Source organism: Rheinheimera sp., from assembly GCF_030824435.1.
Classification (GTDB): domain Bacteria; phylum Pseudomonadota; class Gammaproteobacteria; order Enterobacterales; family Alteromonadaceae; genus Pararheinheimera.
In genome coordinates this window covers 1-23,031 of record NZ_JAVBXS010000051.1, presented here as the reverse complement: position 1 = coordinate 23,031, position 23,031 = coordinate 1, and the positions used below count along the sequence as shown (strand labels likewise).

Annotated in this window: 18 protein-coding genes and 1 tRNA gene; 12 read left to right on the top strand and 7 right to left on the bottom strand. The window is 48.0% G+C overall.

Annotation, left to right across the window (positions count from 1 at the left end):
• Window positions 1-111 precede the first annotated feature (111 nt).
• Window positions 112-1,152 carry an NAD(P)H-quinone oxidoreductase gene (locus tag RCH83_RS11260; RefSeq protein WP_306522055.1) on the top strand — a complete coding sequence of 347 codons (1,041 nt, stop codon included), beginning with the start codon at window positions 112-114 and terminating at the stop codon, window positions 1,150-1,152.
• 52 nt (window positions 1,153-1,204) lie between these two features.
• Here the strand turns inward: RCH83_RS11260 and RCH83_RS11255 are convergent, their stop codons facing one another.
• Together RCH83_RS11255 and metG are read right to left on the bottom strand one after the other, a co-directional pair.
• On the bottom strand, window positions 1,205-2,668 hold the full coding sequence (locus RCH83_RS11255) for an MFS transporter (RefSeq protein WP_306522053.1): 1,464 nt from the start codon (window positions 2,666-2,668) through the stop codon (window positions 1,205-1,207).
• 203 nt (window positions 2,669-2,871) lie between these two features.
• Window positions 2,872-4,950, bottom strand: a complete 2,079-nt coding sequence (metG, locus tag RCH83_RS11250; RefSeq protein ID WP_306522051.1) for a methionine--tRNA ligase — start codon at window positions 4,948-4,950, stop codon at window positions 2,872-2,874.
• 191 nt (window positions 4,951-5,141) lie between these two features.
• On the opposite strand from metG, the gene apbC reads away from it, so the two are divergent.
• The 5 genes from apbC to RCH83_RS11225 all read left to right on the top strand — a co-directional run bounded on the left by apbC (window position 5,142) and on the right by RCH83_RS11225 (window position 10,573).
• A complete protein-coding gene (apbC, locus tag RCH83_RS11245; protein ID WP_306522049.1) occupies window positions 5,142-6,209 on the top strand; it encodes an iron-sulfur cluster carrier protein ApbC in 1,068 nt (355 codons plus the stop codon).
• A gap of 1 nt (window position 6,210) precedes the next feature.
• Complete coding sequence (gene dcd / locus RCH83_RS11240) at window positions 6,211-6,810, top strand: dCTP deaminase (protein WP_306522047.1); 600 nt, start codon at window positions 6,211-6,213, stop codon at window positions 6,808-6,810.
• A gap of 223 nt (window positions 6,811-7,033) precedes the next feature.
• A complete protein-coding gene (locus RCH83_RS11235) occupies window positions 7,034-7,912 on the top strand; it encodes a DMT family transporter (protein ID WP_306522045.1) in 879 nt (292 codons plus the stop codon).
• A gap of 129 nt (window positions 7,913-8,041) precedes the next feature.
• Window positions 8,042-9,940, top strand: coding sequence for a DUF3300 domain-containing protein (locus RCH83_RS11230; RefSeq protein ID WP_306522043.1), 1,899 nt, complete (start codon window positions 8,042-8,044; stop codon window positions 9,938-9,940).
• Window positions 9,941-9,997: 57 nt separating this feature from the next.
• The gene (locus tag RCH83_RS11225; RefSeq protein ID WP_306522041.1) at window positions 9,998-10,573 is read left to right on the top strand and encodes a glutathione S-transferase family protein; all 576 of its coding nucleotides are present in this window, start codon (window positions 9,998-10,000) and stop codon (window positions 10,571-10,573) included.
• Window positions 10,574-10,675: 102 nt separating this feature from the next.
• On the opposite strand, the gene RCH83_RS11220 is transcribed toward RCH83_RS11225, so the two are convergent.
• The 3 genes from RCH83_RS11220 to RCH83_RS11210 all read right to left on the bottom strand — a co-directional run bounded on the left by RCH83_RS11220 (window position 10,676) and on the right by RCH83_RS11210 (window position 14,991).
• Entirely contained in the window at window positions 10,676-12,520 is a 1,845-nt protein-coding gene (locus RCH83_RS11220; RefSeq protein ID WP_306522039.1) for an ABC transporter ATP-binding protein, read from the bottom strand.
• Window positions 12,521-12,701: 181 nt separating this feature from the next.
• Window positions 12,702-13,796: a low-specificity L-threonine aldolase gene (ltaE, locus tag RCH83_RS11215; RefSeq protein ID WP_306522037.1), complete on the bottom strand. Its 1,095-nt coding sequence runs from the start codon at window positions 13,794-13,796 to the stop codon at window positions 12,702-12,704.
• Window positions 13,797-13,977: 181 nt separating this feature from the next.
• The gene (locus RCH83_RS11210) at window positions 13,978-14,991 is read right to left on the bottom strand and encodes a LysR family transcriptional regulator (RefSeq protein WP_306522035.1); all 1,014 of its coding nucleotides are present in this window, start codon (window positions 14,989-14,991) and stop codon (window positions 13,978-13,980) included.
• A 157-nt stretch (window positions 14,992-15,148) separates the two neighbouring features.
• On the opposite strand from RCH83_RS11210, the gene RCH83_RS11205 reads away from it, so the two are divergent.
• Window positions 15,149-16,078: a sodium-dependent bicarbonate transport family permease gene (locus tag RCH83_RS11205; RefSeq protein ID WP_306522033.1), complete on the top strand. Its 930-nt coding sequence runs from the start codon at window positions 15,149-15,151 to the stop codon at window positions 16,076-16,078.
• Window positions 16,079-16,125: 47 nt separating this feature from the next.
• Here RCH83_RS11205 and RCH83_RS11200 read toward each other — a convergent pair whose 3' ends face one another.
• Entirely contained in the window at window positions 16,126-16,485 is a 360-nt protein-coding gene (locus RCH83_RS11200) for a putative quinol monooxygenase (RefSeq protein WP_306522031.1), read from the bottom strand.
• 278 nt (window positions 16,486-16,763) lie between these two features.
• On the opposite strand from RCH83_RS11200, the gene RCH83_RS11195 reads away from it, so the two are divergent.
• Window positions 16,764-17,777, top strand: a complete 1,014-nt coding sequence (locus tag RCH83_RS11195) for a GNAT family N-acetyltransferase (RefSeq protein WP_306522029.1) — start codon at window positions 16,764-16,766, stop codon at window positions 17,775-17,777.
• Between the two features lie 94 nt (window positions 17,778-17,871).
• Here RCH83_RS11195 and RCH83_RS11190 read toward each other — a convergent pair.
• Window positions 17,872-17,948, bottom strand: a tRNA-Pro gene (locus tag RCH83_RS11190).
• A 246-nt stretch (window positions 17,949-18,194) separates the two neighbouring features.
• Here RCH83_RS11190 and RCH83_RS11185 point away from each other — a divergent pair.
• The 4 genes from RCH83_RS11185 to RCH83_RS11170 form a co-directional block, all read left to right on the top strand.
• Entirely contained in the window at window positions 18,195-19,067 is an 873-nt protein-coding gene (locus RCH83_RS11185; protein ID WP_306522027.1) for a DMT family transporter, read from the top strand.
• A 228-nt stretch (window positions 19,068-19,295) separates the two neighbouring features.
• A complete protein-coding gene (locus RCH83_RS11180) occupies window positions 19,296-20,564 on the top strand; it encodes an endonuclease (protein ID WP_306522025.1) in 1,269 nt (422 codons plus the stop codon).
• A gap of 173 nt (window positions 20,565-20,737) precedes the next feature.
• On the top strand, window positions 20,738-21,823 hold the full coding sequence (gene astE, locus RCH83_RS11175) for a succinylglutamate desuccinylase (RefSeq protein WP_306522022.1): 1,086 nt from the start codon (window positions 20,738-20,740) through the stop codon (window positions 21,821-21,823).
• A 514-nt stretch (window positions 21,824-22,337) separates the two neighbouring features.
• Window positions 22,338-23,031: thiamine pyrophosphate-dependent dehydrogenase E1 component subunit alpha (locus RCH83_RS11170; protein WP_306522020.1), on the top strand; the 694-nt coding region annotated here is incomplete at its 3' end.

Below are 23,031 nucleotides of genomic sequence, written 5' to 3'. Positions count from 1 at the left end.
TCTTGCCTGGTGTTTTGCTTGGAGTTTGTGGTTTAAGCCCTTATGTTAAAACTATTGCTCTGCATAACCGCAAAAAAGCTGCTGTATAAAAGCAGAATAAAAGGATGCTCTATGCCACATTTAGCTGCCACAACTTTGTTATCCAACAACATATCACTACCCAAAACCATGAGTGCCATAGATGTAGAACATCCGGGGCCAGACAGCACACTCAAATTTGTTGAGTTGCCACTGCCGGTGCCTTCAGCGGATCAAGTGCTGGTCAAAGTGGCTGCTGCCGGCATTAACAGAGCAGATTTAGCCCAGAGGGCCGGTATTTATCCGCCACCACCTGGGGAAAGCCCCATTCTCGGTTTAGAAGTTGCCGGCACTGTGGTCGCTGTTGGTGATAACAGTCAGCAACATTGGCTGGGCCAGGAAGTATTTGGTTTAGTACCTGGTGGTGGTTATGCCGAATATACGCTGTTGCATAAAGGCCATATTTTACAGCGTCCGGATGGGATCAGCGCTTTACAGGCGGCAGGCACAGCCGAAGTGTTTTTAACGGCTTATCAGGCCATGGTTGAGCTCGGCGGCCTTTCTGCAGGCGGCGCTGTGCTTATTCATGCCGGCGCCAGCGGTGTTGGTACTGCCGCCATCCGTCTGGCCAAAACAATGAACGCCACTGTTGCTGTGACGGTTGGATCAGATGAAAAAGCCGCTGCCTGCAAAGCACTGGGTGCTGATTTTTGTATTAATTACAAAAATGCTGATTTTTCTGCTGAGCTCAAAGCTCTAGTGCCGCAAGGTTTTAACGTTATTGTCGACCCTGTGGCAGGGGATTATATCCCCAAAGATTTGCAATTATTGGCGCTCGATGGTCGTATTGTGGTGCTGGCGATGATGGGCGGCAGGCAGGTTCCGGCTTTTGATTTGGCGTTGATGTTTAAAAAACGCGGCCAGCTGATTTGTTCAACACTTCGCAACCGCACTGATAGTTACAAAACGGCACTTTGTCAGACTTTTTTACAGCGTTTTGGCGGGCACTTGTCAACAGGTGCACTCCGCCCGCTGATAGCGCAAAGCTTTGACTGGCGAGAGGCTGACAAAGCCCATCAGCTGCTGGCGAATAACGCTGTTGTCGGCAAACTGGTGTTAAGCATCTGTCCATGAGTATCAGCCCACAATAGGGCTGACACTCCGGGAAGATGATGTTTTGATGTATTTACTGAGGTTTTGTATTGTTGTGGTCAGCAGGCTTACCTTGTTGCTCTGCAATCATCGCTGCATCAGCTTCAACACCGCCGGGATCAGTTGCTGTTGTTGCAGCTGAATCTGCTGAATTCTGCGCAGCTCTGGCTGCAGCATGGTATTCAAACATCATTTCCTGCTGCACACCCTGACCAGGTTCAACAACCGGTGTTTGTGGCTCGGCCATCAGCTGTTGCTGGGCAGTGGCCTGATCCACCCTTGGGTCCAATGCTGCTGCCAATGGCGACGAAACCAAGTCACCTGATGCCATCACATAATCTTTTGGTTGCGATTTATCCTGTTGTTTCTGTTGATAATTTACCTGAGTTAACCGCAAAAACAGCAGGGCAGCGACCAGTGCCATAAAAGCGTATAACATCCGGCTGCCGCCAAACTGCATAAAAGCCGACGCAATTAAAGGGCCGGTACTGGCGCCTAAACCAAAGGTTAATAAAATGGTGGCAGAAAGTGCAACCCGTTCATCTTGTTCAATATGTTGATTGGCCATTGCAGTGGCCAGCGGATACAAAGTAAAAGCCAGAATGCCAAAACAAAAGGTAAAGGCCAGTTGTACGTAACCGGACAAAGGCAACAAAGCGATGGCCAGCACCAATACACCTAAGATCACTGTATTGGTGCGAATAAGGCGCGAACGTCTTATTCTGTCTGACAATTTACCCATAGGCCACTGTGCTAATAAACCAGCGACCACTGTAGTTGCCATATAAGCGGCAACCTGTTCGGTATTCATACCCTGAGCTGCGGCAAAAGCAGGGGCTAAACCATAAAAAGAACCCACTATCATGCCCGCCATAGCAATGGTGGTGAGCGACTGCGGCACTTTGAGCCAAAAAGCTTTAATCTTCAGCGGTGCAGGGCGCATAGGTTGCGGGTGAATACGACGGGTCAATGCCAAGGGTACGATACAAAGCGCAAAACAAATCGCCACTAATAACAAAGGTTTTATCGTCAGTTCAGGGTTTAAACTCATCGCGCCCTGACCAAGCACCAAACCTAAATAAGAGACAATCATGTAACTTGCGAACACAGTGCCGCGGTTTTTACTGTCGGCCTGTTCGTTTAACCAGCTTTCCAGCACCATGTACTGGCACATCATACAAATACCAACCACCAGCCGCAGCAATAACCAGACGTTTAAATCGTCAATCAATGCATGGCCCAACGCCGACGCAGTGACAATACCCGCCGTCGCCACAAAAGCCCGGATATGGCCAACTCTGGCTATTAACCTGTGGCCAATTTTAGAACCCGCCACCAGCCCAAGGTAATAAGCTGACATCATGGCGCCAATCCATATTTTGGAAACGTCAATAGCCGCCAGGCGTAAACCCAGATAAGTAGTCAGTAAACCGGCCGCCAATACCATCAGTAAAGTGGCGAGGTATAACGAAGAAAATGAGCGGATTGTGGCAGACATCTGCTGTCCTTACGCTATACCCTTCATCCTTGAAGCCGCAGGGTTGTTGCCTTCGTTCGCTCACCCCAGTCACATAGTACAACTATGCTCCTGGAGATTCGCTTACTTGTCGCCTACCTGCAACGTCAATAATTTTGGGTATACAACTTACTTTTTAGCTATAGAATTGGCTCTGGTGATTATTTGCTTTATATCAAGCTTAGTTACTTCACCTGCATGCCAGGTGTAGCACCATCATCCGGCGTGAGCAGGAAAATATCTGCGCCACCAGGGCCTGCCGCCATCACCATGCCTTCGGACATACCAAAGCGCATTTTGCGTGGCGCCAGATTGGCGACCATCACAGTTAACCGACCGACTAAATCGGCAGGGTCGTAAGCTGATTTAATACCAGCAAATACCTGACGGTTTTCAAAACCTAAATCCAGTTGCAGTTTCACCAGTTTATCCGCGCCTTCCACATGCTCAGCACTGACAATACGGGCAACCCGCAAATCGAGTTTGGCAAAATCATCAAACTGAATCATCGGCGCTAACGGCTCATATCCTGCTGCATCAGCTGTTTTTGCATTTTTCTCGTCGGCTTTGCCGTCAGCTTTTACCGCAGTTTTGCTTGCAGCTTTTGCAGGCTCAGCTGTTTGTAAATTTTCTTTGGACGCGTCCACCATGGCTTGTACTTTCAGCGGATCAACCCGCTGCATCAAAGCTTTAAAAGTCTTAATGCGGTGATTCACCAAAGCGTTTTGGTAATTGTCCCAGCGCAGTTGAATATTTAAAAAGGCTTCTACTTCAGCGGCCATGGCCGGCAGCACGGGTTTTAAATAATGCATCAGCACGCGGAACAGATTGATGCCCATAGAACAAACCTGATGGGTTTCAACTTGTTTGCTTTCATCTTTGGCCAGCACCCATGGCGCTTTAGCGTCAATATACTGATTGGCTTTATCAGCCAGCGCCATAATGTCGCGGATAGCACGGGCATATTCCCGTTGTTCAAATGAAGCGGCAATACTTTCACCTTGAGCCACAAATTCTGCCAGCAGCTCAGGCTCGGCGATGTCGGAAGATAAAGTGCTGTCGAATTTTTTGCTGATAAAGCTGGCGCAGCGGCTGGCGATATTGACCACTTTACCCACTAAATCGGCATTCACTTTTTGCGAAAAGTCTTCGAGGTTTAAATCCAGATCAACAATGCCTGAGGTGAGTTTTGAGGCAAAATAATACCGCAGATACTCAGGGTTTAAGTTATCCAGATAAGTACGGGCTTTAATAAAGGTGCCACGCGATTTCGACATTTTGGCGCCGTTGACAGTAACAAAACCATGGGCAAAAACGCTGCTTGGTTTGCGGTAACCGGCGCCGTCCAGCATGGCTGGCCAGAATAAACTGTGGAAATAAATAATGTCTTTGCCGATAAAGTGATACACCTCAGCGTCAGAATCGAGTTTCCAGAAGTCGTCGAAGTTGATACCGGTTTTATCACAAAGGTTTTTAAAACTCGCCAGATAGCCGATTGGCGCATCCAACCAAACGTAAAAAAACTTGCCTGGTGCACCTGGAATTTCAAAACCAAAATAAGGCGCGTCGCGGCTGATATCCCACTGCTGCAGGCCTTCTTTAAACCATTCCTGCAGTTTATTCGCCATTTCACTTTGCAACGAACCGCCACGGGTCCAGTCCTGCAACATTTGTTCAAAGGCAGGTAAATCAAAGAAATAGTGTTCGGAATCTTTTAACACCGGCGTGGCGCCTGACACCACTGAACGTGGGTTTTTCAGTTCAGTCGGGCTGTAAGTGGCGCCGCAGGAGTCGCAGCTGTCGCCGTTTTGATCCAAAGCACCACATTTAGGGCAATCGCCTTTGACAAAACGGTCCGGTAAAAACATTTGTTTTTCCGGGTCAAACAGCTGGCTGATGGTTTTGCGTTTGATATAACCACCGGCATCGAGTTTTTGATAAATTTCACTGGCAAAAACACGGTTTTCATCACTGTGAGTGCTGTGGTAGTTATCAAAGTCGATTAAAAACTCTTTAAAATCAGCCTGATGTTCAACAGAGGTTTGTGCAATCATTTGCTCAGGCGTTAAACCCAGTTGCTGCGCTTTGAGCATAATTGGGGTACCGTGCGCGTCGTCAGCACAGACGTAATAACATTGATGACCGCGCGCTTTTTGAAAACGCGACCAGATGTCGGTCTGAATATATTCCAATAAATGGCCTAAATGGATAGGGCCGTTGGCGTATGGCAGGGCGCTTGTGATCAAAATTTTACGTTGTGTCATCAAATAGAACTCTGAATGCATAAATAACTGAAAAGAGATGGCATCATGATACAATAACGGCCGTTAAAGCGCACTCCCGCTGCTGCAGTTCCGCCAGCTTTTCTGTTGCTGGCACCGGCAGTTTTTTTGTTAAAGTGCGCCTGCGTCAAAAACCCCAAACCATAAACTGGTTTTTTCATAGCAGGTATCCGATGTTTGGTTGGTGGAAAAACAAAAACACAACAAAGCTCAGCAGTGCACAACAACAGGTACTGGATAATTTTCAGACCGAAGAGATACCGGTGGCGTTATCGCAGCTTGCCACCGATATTGAGCTTAGCGATAACAGTCTTTGTATCCAGTTACCTTTTGCTGCAACGTCCATATTGTCGCCGTTGCGTCAGGCACTGGCCGAAGCTGGTTTTAGTGGTGATGTGTCTCTGACGTATCAGAATCCTTTGCCACCGAGCCTTGGTAACATCCGCCAGGTTATTCTGGTGGCATCGGGCAAAGGTGGTGTAGGTAAATCAACCACCGCAGTCAATCTGGCAATAGCAATGGCACAACAGGGCGCTAAGGTTGGTTTATTAGACGCTGATATTTACGGCCCTTCTATTCCTACTATGCTTGGACTTGTCGGCAGTAAAGCCACTTCACCTGATGATAAACACTTAGCGCCACAGCATAAATTTGGCATTTTTATGCAATCTATTGGTTTTCTGGTGGACCCGCAACAAGCGTCTGTCTGGCGTGGCCCAATGGCCAGTCAGGCGTTATTGCAGCTATTAAACGAAACCTTATGGCCGGAACTTGATTATCTGGTGGTAGACATGCCGCCAGGCACTGGTGATATTCAGCTGACGCTGTCACAAAAGTTACCGGTGGCGGGCGCAATTATTGTGACAACACCACAAGACGTGGCTTTGGCCGATGCACAAAAAGGCATAAACATGTTCCGGCAAGTGAATATTCCATTGCTTGGCCTTGTGGAAAACATGAGTTATTACCAGTGCAGCAGCTGTGGTCATATTGACGATATCTTTGGCAGCAAGGGTGGCATCGCGTTAGCAGAACGTTATCAGGTGCCGGTTTTAGGCCAGCTGCCACTACAAAAACAAATCCGCGAACACTGCGACAATGGCAGCCCTGTAGTGCTGAATCAAAATGAACAATCTTCTGAAATTTATCAGAAAATAGCCAGGCAACTAATCTTCGCTTTATACTGGCAAGCCCAGCACAAAATTGCCCAACAACCACAAATTATTATAACGGACGATTAACATGAGACTTTGTGACCGCGACATCGAACGCTATCTGGCAGACGGCAAAATTTGTATTGACCCTATGCCCTCCCAGGACATGATCAGTGGCGTTAGTGTAGATATCCGCCTTGGCCATAAATTCAGAAGCTTTACCGCTTATGCTGCGCCTTTTATTGATTTAAGTGGCCCAAGGGAAGAAGTACAACAAGCACTTGATTCAGTGATGAGTGATGAGCTGGTGCTCAAAGACGATGAAGCATTTTATCTGCACCCGGGTGAATTAGCGCTGGCTGTCACCCTTGAGTCTGTCACTTTGCCTGCCGACATTGTTGGCTGGTTGGACGGACGTTCAAGTCTTGCGCGTTTGGGTTTAATGGTGCACGTGACTGCCCACCGGATTGACCCGGGTTGGTCTGGCAATATAGTGCTTGAGTTTTATAACAGTGGCCGGTTACCGCTGGCATTGCGTCCGGGCATGAAAATTGGTGCGCTGAATTTTGAACTGATGACAGGTGCGGCCGACAGGCCTTATAACAAAAGAACAGACGCCAAGTATCAGCAACAAACAGGTGCAGTGGCAAGCCGGATTAATCAGGACGACAAAGTATCAGGGCGCTGAATATTTGCAGCTTGCCAGTTACAGATCCACCAAAATGAAAAAGCCCATGCAAAAATGCATGGGCGGAAGCAATAAAGCAAAAATGAAGCGCGGTGATTATGCAATAAATCTGCGAAGTCATGCAAGCGTGTTTTTGCAGAAGATTGCAGTTTTACTGCATATTTAACAGTTATCAACCGCTGCCAAATGACAAAGGGCGGCAGGGCAATCAGGGAAATACATGATGTCGTTGTTAAATATTGGTCGTTTGTTGTTGCTGGCTGCTATCTGGGGCGCTTCGTTTTTATTTATCCGTATTGCAGTACCGTCTCTTGGTCCAGCCATGCTGATGGGCGGTCGGGTATTATTTGCGGCTTTGTTCTTATCTTTGATCGCGGTTTTTCTGCATAAAAAGCTGTATTGGCGGGACAACTGGCAACATTACATCAAACTTGGATTTATTAACTCCGCTTTACCTTTTTTACTGTTTGCTTATGGCGCCACTGTGCTAACCGCTTCGTTGTTGTCGGTTCTGAACGCAACTGCACCTATCTGGGGTGCTGTGATAGGTATATTGTTTTTCCGTCAGCCGTTATCAGTGTCTGTAATGGCTGGCCTTGTGCTTGGTGTCAGCGGTGTGGCTATTCTGGTTGGGTTTGACCCTGTGCTGGTAAAACCTGGCGCTTTATTAGCGGTGGCAGCTGCTGCAAGTGCGGCTTGTTGTTATGGCATTGCTACACATTACACCCGCCGGGCCAAAGCTGTGGAGCCTTTTGCCAATGCACATGGCAGTATGTGGGGGGCGCTATTGATGTTGCTGCCTTTAGCGCTTATACAGGGGCCACAAACCGATATCAGCCCGGCCGTTGCATTGGCCGTACTGGCATTGGGGGTTGTTTGTACCGGTGTCGCTTATTTATTGTATTTTAAGCTGGTGCAGGAAGTTGGCGCTACACAGACACTGACAGTGACCTTTTTAATACCTGTTTTTGGTGTGTTATGGGGCGCTTTGTTTTTGGGTGAACAAGTCGGCTGGCATACAGCTTTTGGCGCTTTGGCAGTGTTAACGGGCACTGCTCTGGTCACAGGTTTTCGTCCAGTGCAGTTATGGGCAAAAAGATAACTGCTTATCACCTCAATTCAGAACCTGTTCAGATCCATTGTGTCATAACACCTATAAAGCTGGTCTGGTTGAATCAACACAAACCGGCATCTTTAGCATGAAAGCTGCCAAGGCAGCAGGAGTTCGTTGATGAAAAGCTCAGTGTTGCGGTTTTCAACTATAACGCTTAGTCTTGCGCTGGCATTGCAACTGCCTCCTGCTGACGCTGCCGAGCCCAATGCTGCAGCACAAAAACGGCAGACCAAAACAGTGTCGGCGGGCAGTACAAAAAACGCCACAACAACGGCTGCCGGTCAACAAAATGCAGTTGCAGGACAAAAACTCTTTAGTCAGGCCGAACTTGACCAAATGCTGGCCCCTGTGGCGCTGTATCCGGACACAGTGTTGTCGCACGTGTTAATAGCTGCTACTTATCCGCTCGAAATTGTCAAAGCAACCCGCTGGTTGAGTGCACAAAAAGGCATGACATCGGAACAAGCGCTTAAAGCTGCTGAGAACGAGCCCTGGGACCCAAGCGTACGTGCTTTAGTGGCTTTTGCACCGCTGCTTACCAAAATGAATAACGAGCTGGAGTGGACACAAAAACTCGGTGATGCCTTTTTGGTACAGCAACAACAAGTAATGGCAACTGTGCAGGCACTGCGTGAAAAAGCATATGCGGCAGGTAACCTGAAAGATCAGGAACACATCACAGTACAACGCCGTGAAAAAGAAAAAGTCATTATTATCGAACCGCGTCAACGCGAAGTTGTGTACGTACCTGTATACGACACCCGTGTGGTGTATGGTGACTGGTGGTGGCGTGATTACCCACCTATTCACTGGCCCCATCCTGGTTATGGCAATCATGCGTCCATGGTGTACTGGGGTAGTGGTGCCCGGGTGTCTACTGGTTTTTATTTTTCCACTTTTTATTGGCCAAGGCGCGAAATAGTGGTGATTAACCATTACCACAGACCCGACCGTTATTACCGTTATGACGACATTATCCGTCATGAAGAGCGCCGTCATTGGCGGCATAATCCGCGCCATCGTCATGGTGTGGTCTATCACACCAGTTATCAGCCAACCCGCGAGCAAAGCGGCAACGACTATCGTCAGGATGATGTTGGCGAAAGAAGACGCTGGGCGGTCGAACAACGGCAACAACAGAATGTGGTGCTGCCTGGTGATCAAAACATCAGACAGCAATATCCGGTCACAGAACAATCCGGTGATCCGCAACAGCAGGTGCGACCTGATGTAGCTGATGATTTTGAACGGGTGCCAGCTGATCGCGACCTGATGAGAGTCCCTGGTCAGACAGCGCCAGTGATTGAACGGCAGAATGACAGTTCCACCGGGCAAAGTGGCAACAGGATGGAAGTCACTGAACAGGAAGGCGATACGGTGCAAAATCCGGCAGAGCTGGAGCTGACACCAATGCCAAGAGAAAACGACGGAGGCGGCCAGAACCGCGAGCGACCAGAACCAGGTGAAGGTCGTGGTGGCAGAATGCCAAAATTTGAACAGGATCCGGCGCCATTGCCTGAGCCTATGCCCGAATCCAGCAACAACGGCGACTCAGGCACGACGCTGCAACAAGGTTCAGGTTTTGGCACTGTGGTCGAAACTCCCCGCGAGTCTTTAGAAACACAGCCTGAACTTCAAAACGAAGTGCCAGCTGAGCTTGAACGCGAGCGGCGAAATGAAATATTCCGGCAGTCTGAGCCCGTATATAAGCAGCCAGAACCTGTGTATCAACAGCCAGAACCTGTGTACCAACAGCCAGAACCTGTGTACCAACAGCCAGAGCCTGTGTACCAACAGCCAGAGCCTGTGTATCAACAGCCAGAACCTGTGTATCAACAGCCAGAGCCGGTGTATCAACAACCAGAGCCGGTGTATCAACAACCAGAGCCGGTGTATCAACAGCCAGAACCTGTGTACCAACAGCCAGAACCTGTGTACCAACAGCCAGAGCCTGTGTATCAACCCCCAGTTGAGCGGCAGGAAAGGCCGATAGAGTCAAACCGGCAGATCGAATAAAAAAGATGAGTCAGACGCCCGCATTGCGGGCGTCTTGTTATTAAAAAGGGAGTCAACATGCAATTATATGGTTCACAATCGTCACCATTTGTCCGCCGTTTACGTCTGTTATTGGCAGAGCAAACTTATGAATTTATCGGCATGAATATTTTTGAATCAGCCGACCGGGAAAGGCTGATCAAACTTAACCCAGCCCGCAAGGTGCCGATGTTGATGGACGGCGAACAGGTTATTTTTGACTCAGGTGTGATTTATCGTTATCTGTCGGCCAAGTTCGGTTTTTCACCACTGAGCTGGGATGAAGAAAATACTTTAACCCTGATCAATGCGGTGAATGATTCACTGGTTGAAATTTTGTTATGCCAGCGCAGTGGTTTTGACACCAATGACAATAAACTGTTTTTTAATCTGCAACGTGAACGTACCGAAGCTGTGTTGGCAGTGCTTGAGCAAAAAGCGGCTGCAGGGGAGTTTGCCCGTTGGAACTATCTGGCAATGAGTTTGTATGCTTTGCTGGACTGGGCTTCGTTTCGCAAACTTGCGGATTTAACCCCTTTTAGCGCATTACTGGAATTTGTGGTGACTGCAGCACAGCATGCCGGTGTTGCAGAAACAGATCCACGTCTGTCTTAACAGGTGTTGCTGTAACCAAAGCAGTTAGCCTGAAAGCCCGTTGTTGTTCAGTGACAGCCGAAAACAACGGGTGTGCCAGATAAAAGCCAGCAAGACAACTGGTTAATCCAAACCAATAAAACCACCGGTTTGATGCGCCCACAGCTGAGCATAAATGCCACCTTGGGCAATCAGCTGCTGATGACTGCCTTGTTCAACAATGCGGCCTTGATCCAGCACTATCAGCCTGTCCATCGCCGCTATGGTCGACAACCGGTGGGCGATGGCAATCACAGTTTTACCTGCCATTAACGTATTTAAACTTTGCTGAATAGCAGCTTCCACTTCAGAATCGAGTGCTGAGGTGGCTTCATCCAAAATTAAAATAGGTGCGTTTTTAAGCAGCACCCTGGCAATAGCAATACGTTGGCGCTGGCCACCGGACAGTTTTACACCCCGTTCGCCCACCTGAGCATCCAGACCAGAATTGCCTTTAGGATCAGTCAGCTCGTCGATAAAAGTATCGGCTTCTGCAGCACGCACGGCGGCAATCAGTTCAGCTTCAGTGGCTGTGGGTTTACCGTATAAAATGTTTTCCCGCACCGACCTGTGCAGCAACGAAGTATCCTGCGTCACCATGGCAATTTGCGCGCGCAAGGTTTCTTGTTGCACCTGACTGATATCCTGGCCATCAATCAGAATTTTGCCTTGTTCCACATCGTAAAAACGCAGCAGTAAGTTCACTAAAGTGGACTTACCGGCACCGGAACGACCCACTAAACCCACTTTTTCGCCGGGCTGGATCTGCAGATTTAAATGATCAAGCACAGGGCCGCGGTTGTCTTTGACCACTTTACTGTAGTTAAAGCTTAAATCAGTAAACTCAATAGCACCGCCGTTCACCAGCAGTGGTTTGGCTGCGGGCATATCCTGCACTTGTTGCGGCTGGGCGAGGGTGGTCATGCCATCGGCCACTGTGCCGATATTTTCAAATAAACTGCTGACTTCCCACATGATCCACTGCGACATGCCGTTTAAACGTAATGAAAGGCTGACTGCAATAGCGATAGAACCAATGCTGACCGCCTGCTCTGTCCACAACCAGATAGACATAGCACCGACGGCAAATACCAGCAGGTAGTTCAGGGTTTGTACTGAAAAAGTCAGCCAGGTGACCAGCCGCATTTGTTGATACACCGGCAATAAAAACTGCGACATGCTGTCTTTGGCATATTCTGCTTCGCGGCTGGTATGCGAAAACAACTTGATGGTGTTGATATTGGTATAACTGTCAACAATACGGCCGGTCATTTCAGAGCGGGCATCGGCCTGACGGCTGGCCACAGCTTTTAACCGTGGCACAAAATAAATATTCAGGCCTATATAACACAAAAGCCATATCAGCAGCGGCGACACCAGACGAAAGTCGGCGTCGGCCACCAGATACAACATAGAGCCAAAATACACCAACACATACACCATCACATCCAGCAATTTGGTGGCGGTTTCCCGCACGGCCAACGCAGTTTGCATTACTTTAGTGGCGATACGGCCGGCAAAGTCATTTTGATAAAAACTAACACTTTGTTTCAGCAGATAACGATGCGCCTGCCAGCGGATGGCCATAGGAAAATTGCCGAGGATCATCTGGTGAATAACGGCCGAATGTAACAACACCAACAGCGGAATACCGATAGCAGTTAAAAAGCCCATCCGAATAAGGGTGTCTTTTTCGCTTTGCCATAAAGTGGCCGGGTCTTTTTCAATCAGCCAGTCCACCAGCTGCCCCATAAAACCAAACAACGACACTTCCAGCATGGCTAACAAAGCGGTGAGGGTCGCCATCACCAGCAGCGGCACTGTCATGCCCTGACTGTAATGACGGCAAAAAGCCCATAAGCCCTGGGGCGGCTGACTGGGCTCGCCGGCCGGAAAGGGTTGGGTGAGTTTTTCGAAAAAACGCAGCATAAATACCTTCACTAAAAAATACTTTTAAAACACCAGCTCTGAAACTAAAAAGCTTTACATCACAAAGCGTTAAAAACAGCGGAATAAACCTGTGGGAACAGCTAAAAAATAACAACACAGCTTAACAAAAGCGAAAAGCAGCAACAGCTGCAACTGAGGAAACTGATTGTTTCCGCATTCGTTATTGTTGTGTTAAACACCAGGCCCGAAGTGCGTTTTCACTTGCCAACAACACTTGCTGGATTTGTGCTGCACTAATATCCAGATGAGTGACAAAACGCAGCCGCACCCTTGGGCCCTGGCTGGCCTGATAACGACCGCCGGTGCACAGAATACCTTGTTGCTGTAATTGTTGCTGGTAAAAAGCCGCAAATTCAGGCGCTAAATCACAAAACAGAATATTGCTTTGCACTGGTGCTGGTTGAAAAACATCACTAAGCCCAAAAGCTTCTGCCTGTGCCATCAGACCTTGTTGCAACAAAGCAGCATGTTGGTGATCGTCGGCCAGACGCCGCACCTGATGCTCCAGCGCGAATAAACCGGCAGCAGCCAGAATACCGGCCTGACGCATACCGCCGCCCAGCATTTTGCGGATACGGATAGCTTTTTGGATAAAGCTTGTTGAACCCAATAACAAAGAGCCAACAGGTGCGCCTAGTCCTTTGGATAAACAAATGGACACTGAATCATAACCTGCGGTCAGTTCCCGTGCTTTTTGATAAACATCAGCACCATCTTGTGCCGCCAGGGCAGTGGCAGCGTTAAAAATGCGGGCACCGTCAATATGACAGGCCAGGCCATGTTGTTTCGCAAGCCTTTGCACCTGCTGCATATATGCAACAGGCAATACCTGACCACCTGTGGTGTTTTCTATCACTATCAGTCGGGTGCGGGCAAAATGCGGATCATCAGGTTTGATGGCACCGGCGATATCAGCAAGGGCAATAGAGCCATCAGCCTGATGTGGCAAAGGTTGCGGCTGAATAGAGCCCAATACGGCCATACCACCAGCTTCCCATTTGTAGGTGTGCCAGTTTTGGCCCAGGATCGCTTCATCACCACGCTGGCAATGGCTCATCAGCGCAATCAGGTTGGTCATAGTACCGCTTGGCGCAAACAAGGCCGCTTCAAAACCAAGCAGTTCTGCTGCATACCCTTGCAGCCGGTTGACCGACGGATCGTCGCCAAAGACATCATCACCCACTTCGGCTTTGGCCATCAGCTCGCGCATTTGGGCATTTGGGCGGGTGACAGTATCGCTGCGTAAATCAATCATAAAACCTTCCTGCTTTTGCATCGTTTGGGTGATTAAGGCGTTGTGACAAAACCGGGTAAAGACTGGGTCTGTATCAAAAAAAGCGCTTTATTGTGCCTGAAACAGCTTTAAAACAATATGCGGCTGCGGCAGTTGTGCCGGTGCAAAGGTTAAGTGCAGCGACTTGATAACAAGGTAGGTTTCACTGTGATGCTGTTGGCTGTTTTGATGTTGAAAGTGCCGTTGTCGAAACTGCCGTTGCTGAAAGCGCCGTTGTTAAATTTTCAATACCTGGCACTATCCACTGCGGCGCTACACAATCGTGAATATGCTGACTGATAAAACGCACAAACTGCTCTGCCGTTTGGGGTAAACGCCGGTCTTTTCGCCGTACCAGATACCAGTGGCCATCCAGCGGAAAACCGGCCACGTCCAGCACTTTGATATCGTTTTCAGGCTGGCGCGGCAAACTATGGGCCGATACCACGGCTAAACCCAAACCGGCAGCCACTCCAAGCCGGATGGCTTCGTTGTTTTCTATCTGCATGGTATCGCTAAGCTCAATGCCCTGACTGCTGAGCCAGGATTCGAACATCAGCCGGGTGGCAGAGCCGGGCTCTCGTAATAAAAATCTGTGCTGGCGTAAAGTTGCCATATTAAGCATGTTATTTGTGGTGCTAACAGGGTGCGAAGCTGGTGCAATCAGGCACAAGGGGTTTTTTAGAATACGGGCTGCCTGCACTGCATGACCAATAGGCGGGTGACTAAACAGATATAAATCATCCAGTTGCTGCTCAAAACGCGCCAGCATATGAGCGCGGTTACCCACATTCAGCGTGACTTTAATATTGGGGAAATGCCGGTAAAAACCACCCAGAATGTGTGGCATCACATAACTGGCAGTGGTCACAATACCCAAACTTAAATGGCCGGACATACCTTGTTCCGCTTCTGTCAGCGTCAGCGAAAAATCATCAAAACGCCCCAAAACATCACAAGCGGCCTGATACAGCTGCTGACCCACATGGGTAGGTACCATCTGCTGCTGGCGCTGCTCAAAAAGCGGCGAGCCAATTTCTTCACTGAGTTTTTTCAGCTGCAACGACACTGTTGGCTGAGTCAGGTGTAAGGCTCTGGCTGCCGCCGAAACCGATCCCAGCCGCACCACTTGTACATACACCTGCAGCAAACGAAACGTTAAATGACGAATATCCATTGATAATTATCTATACATGTTTCGGAAAGATTTAATTATTCAATATACCCAAAGGCAGGCAAAATCGCCAGCCAGCAACAACAGGGGCTTATCTGGCTTAGTTATAGCCGGATAAAACCCTGGTTTTTAAACAACTTTTTTATCGCTGGAGGGGAAAGTGCCAGATATTGTTATCGCGTTTTTTGCATTGGGACTGGTGGCCGGTTTATTAAAATCTGATTTAAAAGTGCCACAGTCGATTTATGACACTTTATCCATTTTATTAATGCTGGTGCTTGGACTTAAAGGTGGTTTGGCTTTGCATGGCCAGCTTTCAGCTCAAATTATTCCTGAACTTTTAACCATCGCCGCTTTGGGTTTTACCTTGCCGCTGCTCTGTTATCCGGTGTTACGTACTCTGGTGCGGCTGAATCAGGATGATGCCGTCAGTATCGCCGCCCATTATGGTTCTGTCAGTGCCGGTACTTTTGCCGTGGTGCTGGCGCTTACCGAGCAGGCTGGTTTGCCACTGAATGCCGAAACCACCTTATATCTGGTATTGCTGGAACTACCCGCCATTGTGATGATGCTTTGGTTGCACCGGCGTTTAACCGGCAAGGGCAGTGCAGGTGGCATTTTGCGTGAGTCTTTAACCAGCCGTGGTGTGTTGTTATTGGGTGGTGGTGTGCTGATTGGCGCAACTTATGGTCCTGAAGGTTTAGCGCCGTTATCGCCAGTGCTGCTCGGTGGTTTTAAAACCATGCTGGCGATGTTTTTACTGGAAATGGGGCTTTGTACCGCCCGGGTTTGTTCACCTTTGCCACTGCAGCACTGGCGTTTATTGGCTTTTGCCGCCATAGCGCCTTTTGTGTTGGCCTGGGTGGGGATAGCAGCTGCCCTTGTGTTGCAATTACCTCAGGGTAGTGCGCTGGTATTGGCTGCATTATGTGCCAGTGCTTCTTACATTGCAGCGCCTGCTGCTATTAAAGCGGCCATACCGGGCGCCAATATTGGTCTTGCCATGCTGGCCGCCCTGGGTATTACTTTTCCGGTGAATGTATTGTTTGGTTTACCGCTTTATCAACAGTGGCTGGGTTGGTTTTATTAATCACAGGCTTAAACACAAACAAAGTAATACAAGTTTGAGCAGGCAGTTTAACCTGCGTGCTCAAATACCGGCGCGTCATAACCTTGGGGTTCGTCTGAATAAATACACACATTCCAGTCCGCAGCCAGACCATCTTCAGCCAGGCAATAACGGCTGAAAAAGGTTTGAATTTCACGGCGCTGGCAATGGGCTTCAAAACTGGCTAAATCGGCCCAGATTTCGTTAAAAACAATAGGGAAACTTTTGCCTTCAGCAAAAGGGCTTGGAATTTGCCGGGTGACGCGGTATTGCAAACACCCATCTTCACGCAGGGTATTGGCTTCCAGACTTTGCAATACCTGAAACAACGCCTGTTCCTGGCCGGCTTTGGGTAAAAACTGCGCTATACAATAAACTTTTTTTGACATCGATAATCCTTGAGTGACAACAAACTTAAACCACTATAAAAAAACAACTTTGCAGGCAGTGACAGATAAATCTTCCTGCGACAATATTCAGCACAACTGTTTTTGCTATGCTCAGCTGTAGTGGCTGATAGTCAGAGAATTCAACCAGATATAAAAACCGGTTTTTATTCTACCTGTACAACAACCAAGTTGTAAGTATCAGTCGGGATCAACACTAACCTCAGGCCGGAGCCGGTGCTGGTTCTGGCATATAAGTTCTGATTAGAAAGGGGCAGGCAGTGCAGAGTTGGAGCTTATATCCGGCAAAAAATGGCCTTGGTGAGTATCAACAAGCATGGGACCGGCTTAATGCCTTTTTGTTTGCTGGCCATCCTTATTTTGACAGCAAGTTTATTGCACCTTTATTAAAATATTTTTCCAATGATCAGGTGCAACTTTGTGTGCATCGCAGTGCTGAAACTATTGATGGTATGTTGCTAATTGAACCAAAAGGCCCGGCCAAATGGTCGGTTTTTACTCCGGCACAGGCTCAGATCACACCCTTATTCTTAACCCAGCCACAAGACCTGAGGACCTTATTGCCAAAGCTGCCTGGCTTGTTGCTTGGGCTGGACTTTCCCTGTCAGGATCCTTGTTACAGCCCGCTGGATAACACACTGCCCGACTGGCAAAGTGCCCCTGTTCAACACGCTTTAACTATCAATATCAGGCTGGATAACGGCAGTTTTGATGATTATCTGGCGTCCCGCACCACCAGATTCAGAAATAATCTGTCCCGGCGTTTTAAAAAAGTACGGGAAGCAGGTTATGACCTGTGCCTGAAGCAGATAGAAGATCCGGAGCAAATGCATTCAGCCATCACGCGTTTTGGCGACATGGAATCAAAAGGCTGGAAGCAAACTCAGGGCACTGCTGTGCATGTTGAAAATGAACAAGGCCATTTTTATCAGGCGATGATGGAAAACTTCGCCGGTAGTGGTCAAGCCTGTGTATATGAACTGATGTTTGGTGGTGAATCCGTCGCGATGGAATTATGCATTTTGTCTGCAGAGATGTTGATTTTACTAAAAACAGCTCATGATCCAAATCATGCATGTTATTCGCCTGGGCGTTTGTTGTTATATCTTCTGCTACAACAAGAATTTGCGCTTAAACGTGTCAAGACTGTTGAATTTTATACCAATGCAGATGTAAATGAACTTGCCTGGGCAGAAGGGCAAAGATGGATAAAACACCATATGTTATTACGCAATAAACTGCTTCGTTATGGTTATCAGGTATTTAAAGGATAAAGAGTACGCTTGGCTATTGTCTATGTACGCAGAACGAGTGCACTACAGCACGCCAATGAGTTTATGAGAAAGCTTTTATAAAACAGGGGATTAATGGTCGGTACGAGAGGATTCGAACCTCCGACCCCTTCACCCCCAGCGAAGTGCGCTACCAAGCTGCGCTACGTACCGACATTGCGGCTTATCATAATGCTTTTCGCCCTGATTGCAACGGAATGTCTGGCTCTTCTGGTTTAACTGCTGGGTTTTTAACCGGTTTCTGCAGAATATCCACAATACATGCTGCCAAAATCCGTTACATTAACACCATAGATCACATCCATCCGGCCATCTGGCAGTTTGCTTTTTGCGACAATACAAGCAGTTTTGTCGCCTGTAATTGCCAAACCGGATAAGTTCCGAAGAGAAAATAACCCTATGTGGATTTTATTTACCTTGCTTGCCGCTTTTATGCAGGCCTGGCGCAATGCCTTTCAAAAACAGCTAAGTGTGGATGTGAATGTGCTTGGCGTGACGCTGGCGCGTTTTATTTACGCCAGCCCCTTGGCGGCTTTGTATCTGTGGTTGTTATATCGGGAGCCCACTGCGCAGTTGCCACAATTGAACGGCAGTTTTGTGTTTTATGTGGTGGCGGCATCTTTAATGCAAATTCTGGCAACGGCTTTAATGGTGGTGCTGTTTAAACAAAAAAACTACGCCATTGGGGTGGGGCTTGCCAAAAGTGAAGCCATTTTTGCTGCTGTGCTTGGGGTGTTGTTTTTTGCAAGTTCCCTCACACTGCTTGGCTGGCTTGGGGTGTTACTCGGCAGCATAGCGGTATTTTTGTTAAGCGGTTTAAGCAGTATGAAAAGCATCAGTTGGCCCACTGTGCTGATAGGTTCAGCCTCTGGTCTGGCTTTTGCGCTGACTTCACTTTGGGTGCGTGAAGCAAGTCTGGCGCTTGGTTTGCCATTTCCTTATGGTGCGGCCTGGGTGTTGCTTTTTGTCATAAGTTTACAAACAGTACTATTGCTGTTGTATCTGGTTGTTCGTGACGCCCAAACCTTGCGTGCTTTATGGCTCAGACCCAGGTTAACGCTGCTGACCAGTGTCACCAGTTGTATTGGCTCTTTGGGCTGGTTTACCGCTATGAGCCTGGAAATAGTGCCTTTGGTCAAAACGCTGGGGCAGGTGGAAGTGCTGTTTACTTTGCTTATTTCAGCATTTTTCTTTAAAGAAAAACTGAAAAAACAACATTATCTGGGGCTTGGACTGATAGTGCTGGCCGCTATTTTGGTGATGTGGGCTTAAAGTGGACGCCACTTTAGTTTGTCATATCTGACTTTGAGTGTTTGATTTCGAAACATCAGGTTTCGAAATGTCAGACATTTGTTAATAAGGTAAAGTTAAATAAGACAATTGTCATATTCCTGCTTTATGCTGTTGGGCTGGTCTATACAAGATCAGTGACAGTGATTGTTGTCAGTAGTTTTTGCTGCCAATAGCACAAGACAAACAATATAAAAAAGTGGGGAACTGATGAAACGTCTGATATTGGCGGCTTGTTGCTGCCTTATATTACAACCTGTACAAGCCAAATTATTATTGTCGGAAGTGCTGTATGACGCACCTAATAACGACAGTACCGAAGAATATGTTGAAATTTATAACGATAGCTGCGCAGCCGTCAGTCTGACCGGTTATAACCTGGCCGATAACAGTGGCAGCTTTAACTTAACCGGCACTATCAGCGCCGGTGGTTATTTTGTGGTGGCAAAAAACAGCAGTGCTTTGTTGGCACTAACCGGTAAAAGTGCCAATCAAAACGGTATGACTTTATCCCTTGGCAACAGCGGTGATTATGTTAAGTTGCGCCAGGGCAGCACTGACGTTGATCTGGTTGCTTTTGAAAATGCCTTAAGCGGTTGGGGTTTAAATGCTGTAGATAAATCTGTCGCACGCAAAAACGTGCCGGACAGCAACACAGCAGCCGACTGGCAGGTCAGCAGCAATGCAGGCACGCCGGGGTCTGGGTTACTGGCTACTTCTTGTGATGGCGGTGGTGGTGATACAGGCGGTTCCGGCACTGTCAATCTGCCGACTTATTATGTCGGCACCACAGGTTTAACCGGTTCGGCGCTTAAAACCGCATTAAACAATATTTTGCGTGGCCATGTCCGTTTTAGCTACAGCGAAGTCTGGGATGCCATTAGTTATACCGATGAAGATCCGGCCAATACCGCCAATGTAATTTTGTTGTACGCGGGTCGCAGCACGCCAAAAACCTTTAAAGTAAACACCAGCAGTTCGTTAGACGCCTGGAACCGCGAGCATGTCTGGGCAAAAAGCCATGGTTTTCCGGATGAAAGCCAATATGCCCATACCGACTTACATCATTTAAGGCCGGAAGACGTGTCGCTTAATTCCACCCGCGGTAATAAAGATTTTGATAATGGTGGTACTGCAGTTGCTGAAGCGCCATTAAACAAAACCGACAGCGACAGTTTTGAACCGCGCGCAGCGGTGAAAGGCGACGTAGCCCGGATGTTGTTTTATATGGACGTCCGTTATCAGGGCGGTGATGACAGCGGCACACCAGACTTATCTATTCCAAATATTGCACCAACCGGCAGCACAGCACCACAAATGGGCAAACTTTGTGTGTTGTTGGCCTGGCATCTGGCCGATCCGGTCGATAGTTTTGAGCAGCGCCGTAATAACAGGATTTATGAACTGCAAAAAAACCGCAATCCTTTTATCGACAACCCACAATGGGCGAGCTCAATTTATGGCAGCGCCTGCCCATAAAGAACAGCCGTTCTTTATAACAGCAGTTCGCCGCACTGAGGCCACTCGTTATAAACTTTGTTGTTCTCTCAAAATGGCGGCCTTTGGCCGTCATTTTTTTGCTGCAAAACTAGGCCCTTGCTGTCTACAATAGCCGGCAACAAAACCGGCAAATAAAACCACAAGGACCAGTTATGTCATCTGCTTTACCCGAACAACTTGCCGATGCCGACTTTTTGGCTTTTACGCTCAAACACCCTGAATTTTACCCGGCCAGCAGTTTTGTACTTAATAACGGAACGCAATGTGAAATTTGGGACACCGGCGTGATTTGTTTTACGCCTGTGCGTTATGGCAATAACGACATAGTGTTGTCATCTGGTGTACATGGTAACGAAACTGCGCCAATTGAAATTTGCGCTGCACTTACCAAAGACATTCTGCAGGAAAAGCTGCAGTTGACAGAAAGAGTGTTGTTTTTATTTGGTAACCCAGCGGCGATGAATGCCGGGGTGCGCGAAATAACAGACAATATGAACAGGTTTTTTTCCGGTGCCCATCAGATAGATGCTGCTGTGCTGGCAACGGCAGCCTTTGAAAATCAGGCACAGCAGCTTGGTTTATCATTTGAAAAATTACGTTGTGCCCGGTTAGAGCAATACGTTAGCCGTTTTTACCAGGTGATGCCCACAGGGCGGCAACGTGCTTTATACGATTTACATACCGCTATTCGTGGTTCTAAGTTTGAAAAATTTGCGGTGTATCCGTATTTACATGACAAACCCTGGTCTGAACAGCAGTTCAGTTTATGGGGCAGTTGTGGGGTAAACACCTTTTTATTAATGCAAACACCAGCCACTACTTTTAGTTATTACGGTGCCCAAAGCCATAACGCCCACGCATTTACGCTGGAGCTTGGTAAAGCACGGCCTTTTGGCGAAAACGACCATAGCCGTTTTGCCGAGGTTGCTGTGCTTTTGCGTCAACTTATCAGCGGCGAAGTGATAAATACCAAAGCCTTTGTAGAAACTGATTTTCAGCTGTTCGAAGTGTATCGCTCCATTAACAAACAAACTGAAGCTTTTGAGCTTTGTTTTGCGGCCAATATCGAAAACTTTACCCAGTTTCCGATAGGGACTGTTTTGGCGCGGGATCAAGGTATTGAATATAAGGTGGATCAGCCGGGTGAAGCGTTAATTTTCCCGAATGCCAAAGTGGCCATTGGCCAAAGAGCTATGCTGATGGTCAAACCAGTGTCAGTGGCTGGCCGTACCGCCTGAGGTTTGAGCTATTTTTTTCCTCTGTAAAAGCTGCCTTTGTTGGCAGCTTTTTTGTTGTAACAGGCTGCAAATGTTGAACATCAGGGGCTTTGGCCTGTTGTGAACCAGCAAAATGCCATTGCTTTACCGGCCAACAAAAAGCCAAAACACTAAAATAGCGCCAGCGTATTTTCTGCTTTCTGCTAATTTTTAATGGCTGATCCGGTTGCAATGCAGTTTACGTAAAGGTAAAGTTGCGGCGCATTCTAAAATCGATCGCATTCTAAAAACGAGAATAGCGGGTGCTGCCAGCACAGCTTGGGTTGACGCTCACGTAAAGTACAGACTCGCAGAAGTCTGAATACCAGCAAAGCGTTTGCTCAGGCTAACAATGCAAGTCGCACCATGGGGAGAAGCTGGTTTTGCCTGCCAATAATTGCCAAAGAGCAATGGTGCGCCACCAGTCTGGTTCAATTTCAAGGTAATGCCGGCAAACAACCAAGGTCCGCGTTACCCGAAACCTAAAGAGAGACCTATGACCAACCCTAACAACGCCACCATTTCGACTGTGCATACAGCCGGATTTATCAGTGGGCACGCGTTACAGATCCCAACTCTTCGTATTCTGCAGGACGACGGTACTCTTTATCCTGGTGCTGTGGCACCTGAGCTGGATAAAGAAACTGCGCTGAAAATGTATCACAGCATGAGTTTTATCCGGGTGCTGGACGAGCGGATGCTCGCTGCGCAGCGTCAGGGTCGTATCAGCTTTTATATGCAGTGTTTAGGTGAAGAAGCCGCCACTGTCGGTAGCGCTGCTGCGCTGGATGACAAAGACATGATCATGGCGCAGTACCGTGAACAGGGTGCTTTACGTTACCGTGGTTTTTCGCTGGAACAATTTATGAACCAATTGTTTTCCAACGAAAAAGACCTGGGTAAAGGCCGTCAGATGCCAGTGCATTACGGCTCTAAAGATATTTATTACATGACCATTTCCAGCCCGTTGGGAACACAAATCCCTCAGGCGGCAGGTTATGCCTACGCGCAAAAATTACGTGGTTTATCCAACGTGACCATTTGTTATTTTGGTGAAGGCGCCGCTTCTGAAGGCGACTTCCACGCCGGTTTAAATATGGCCGCTGTGCATAAAGCGCCAGTGCTGTTTTTCTGCCGTAACAATGGTTATGCCATTTCCACACCGGCCAACGAGCAGTTTAAAGGCGATG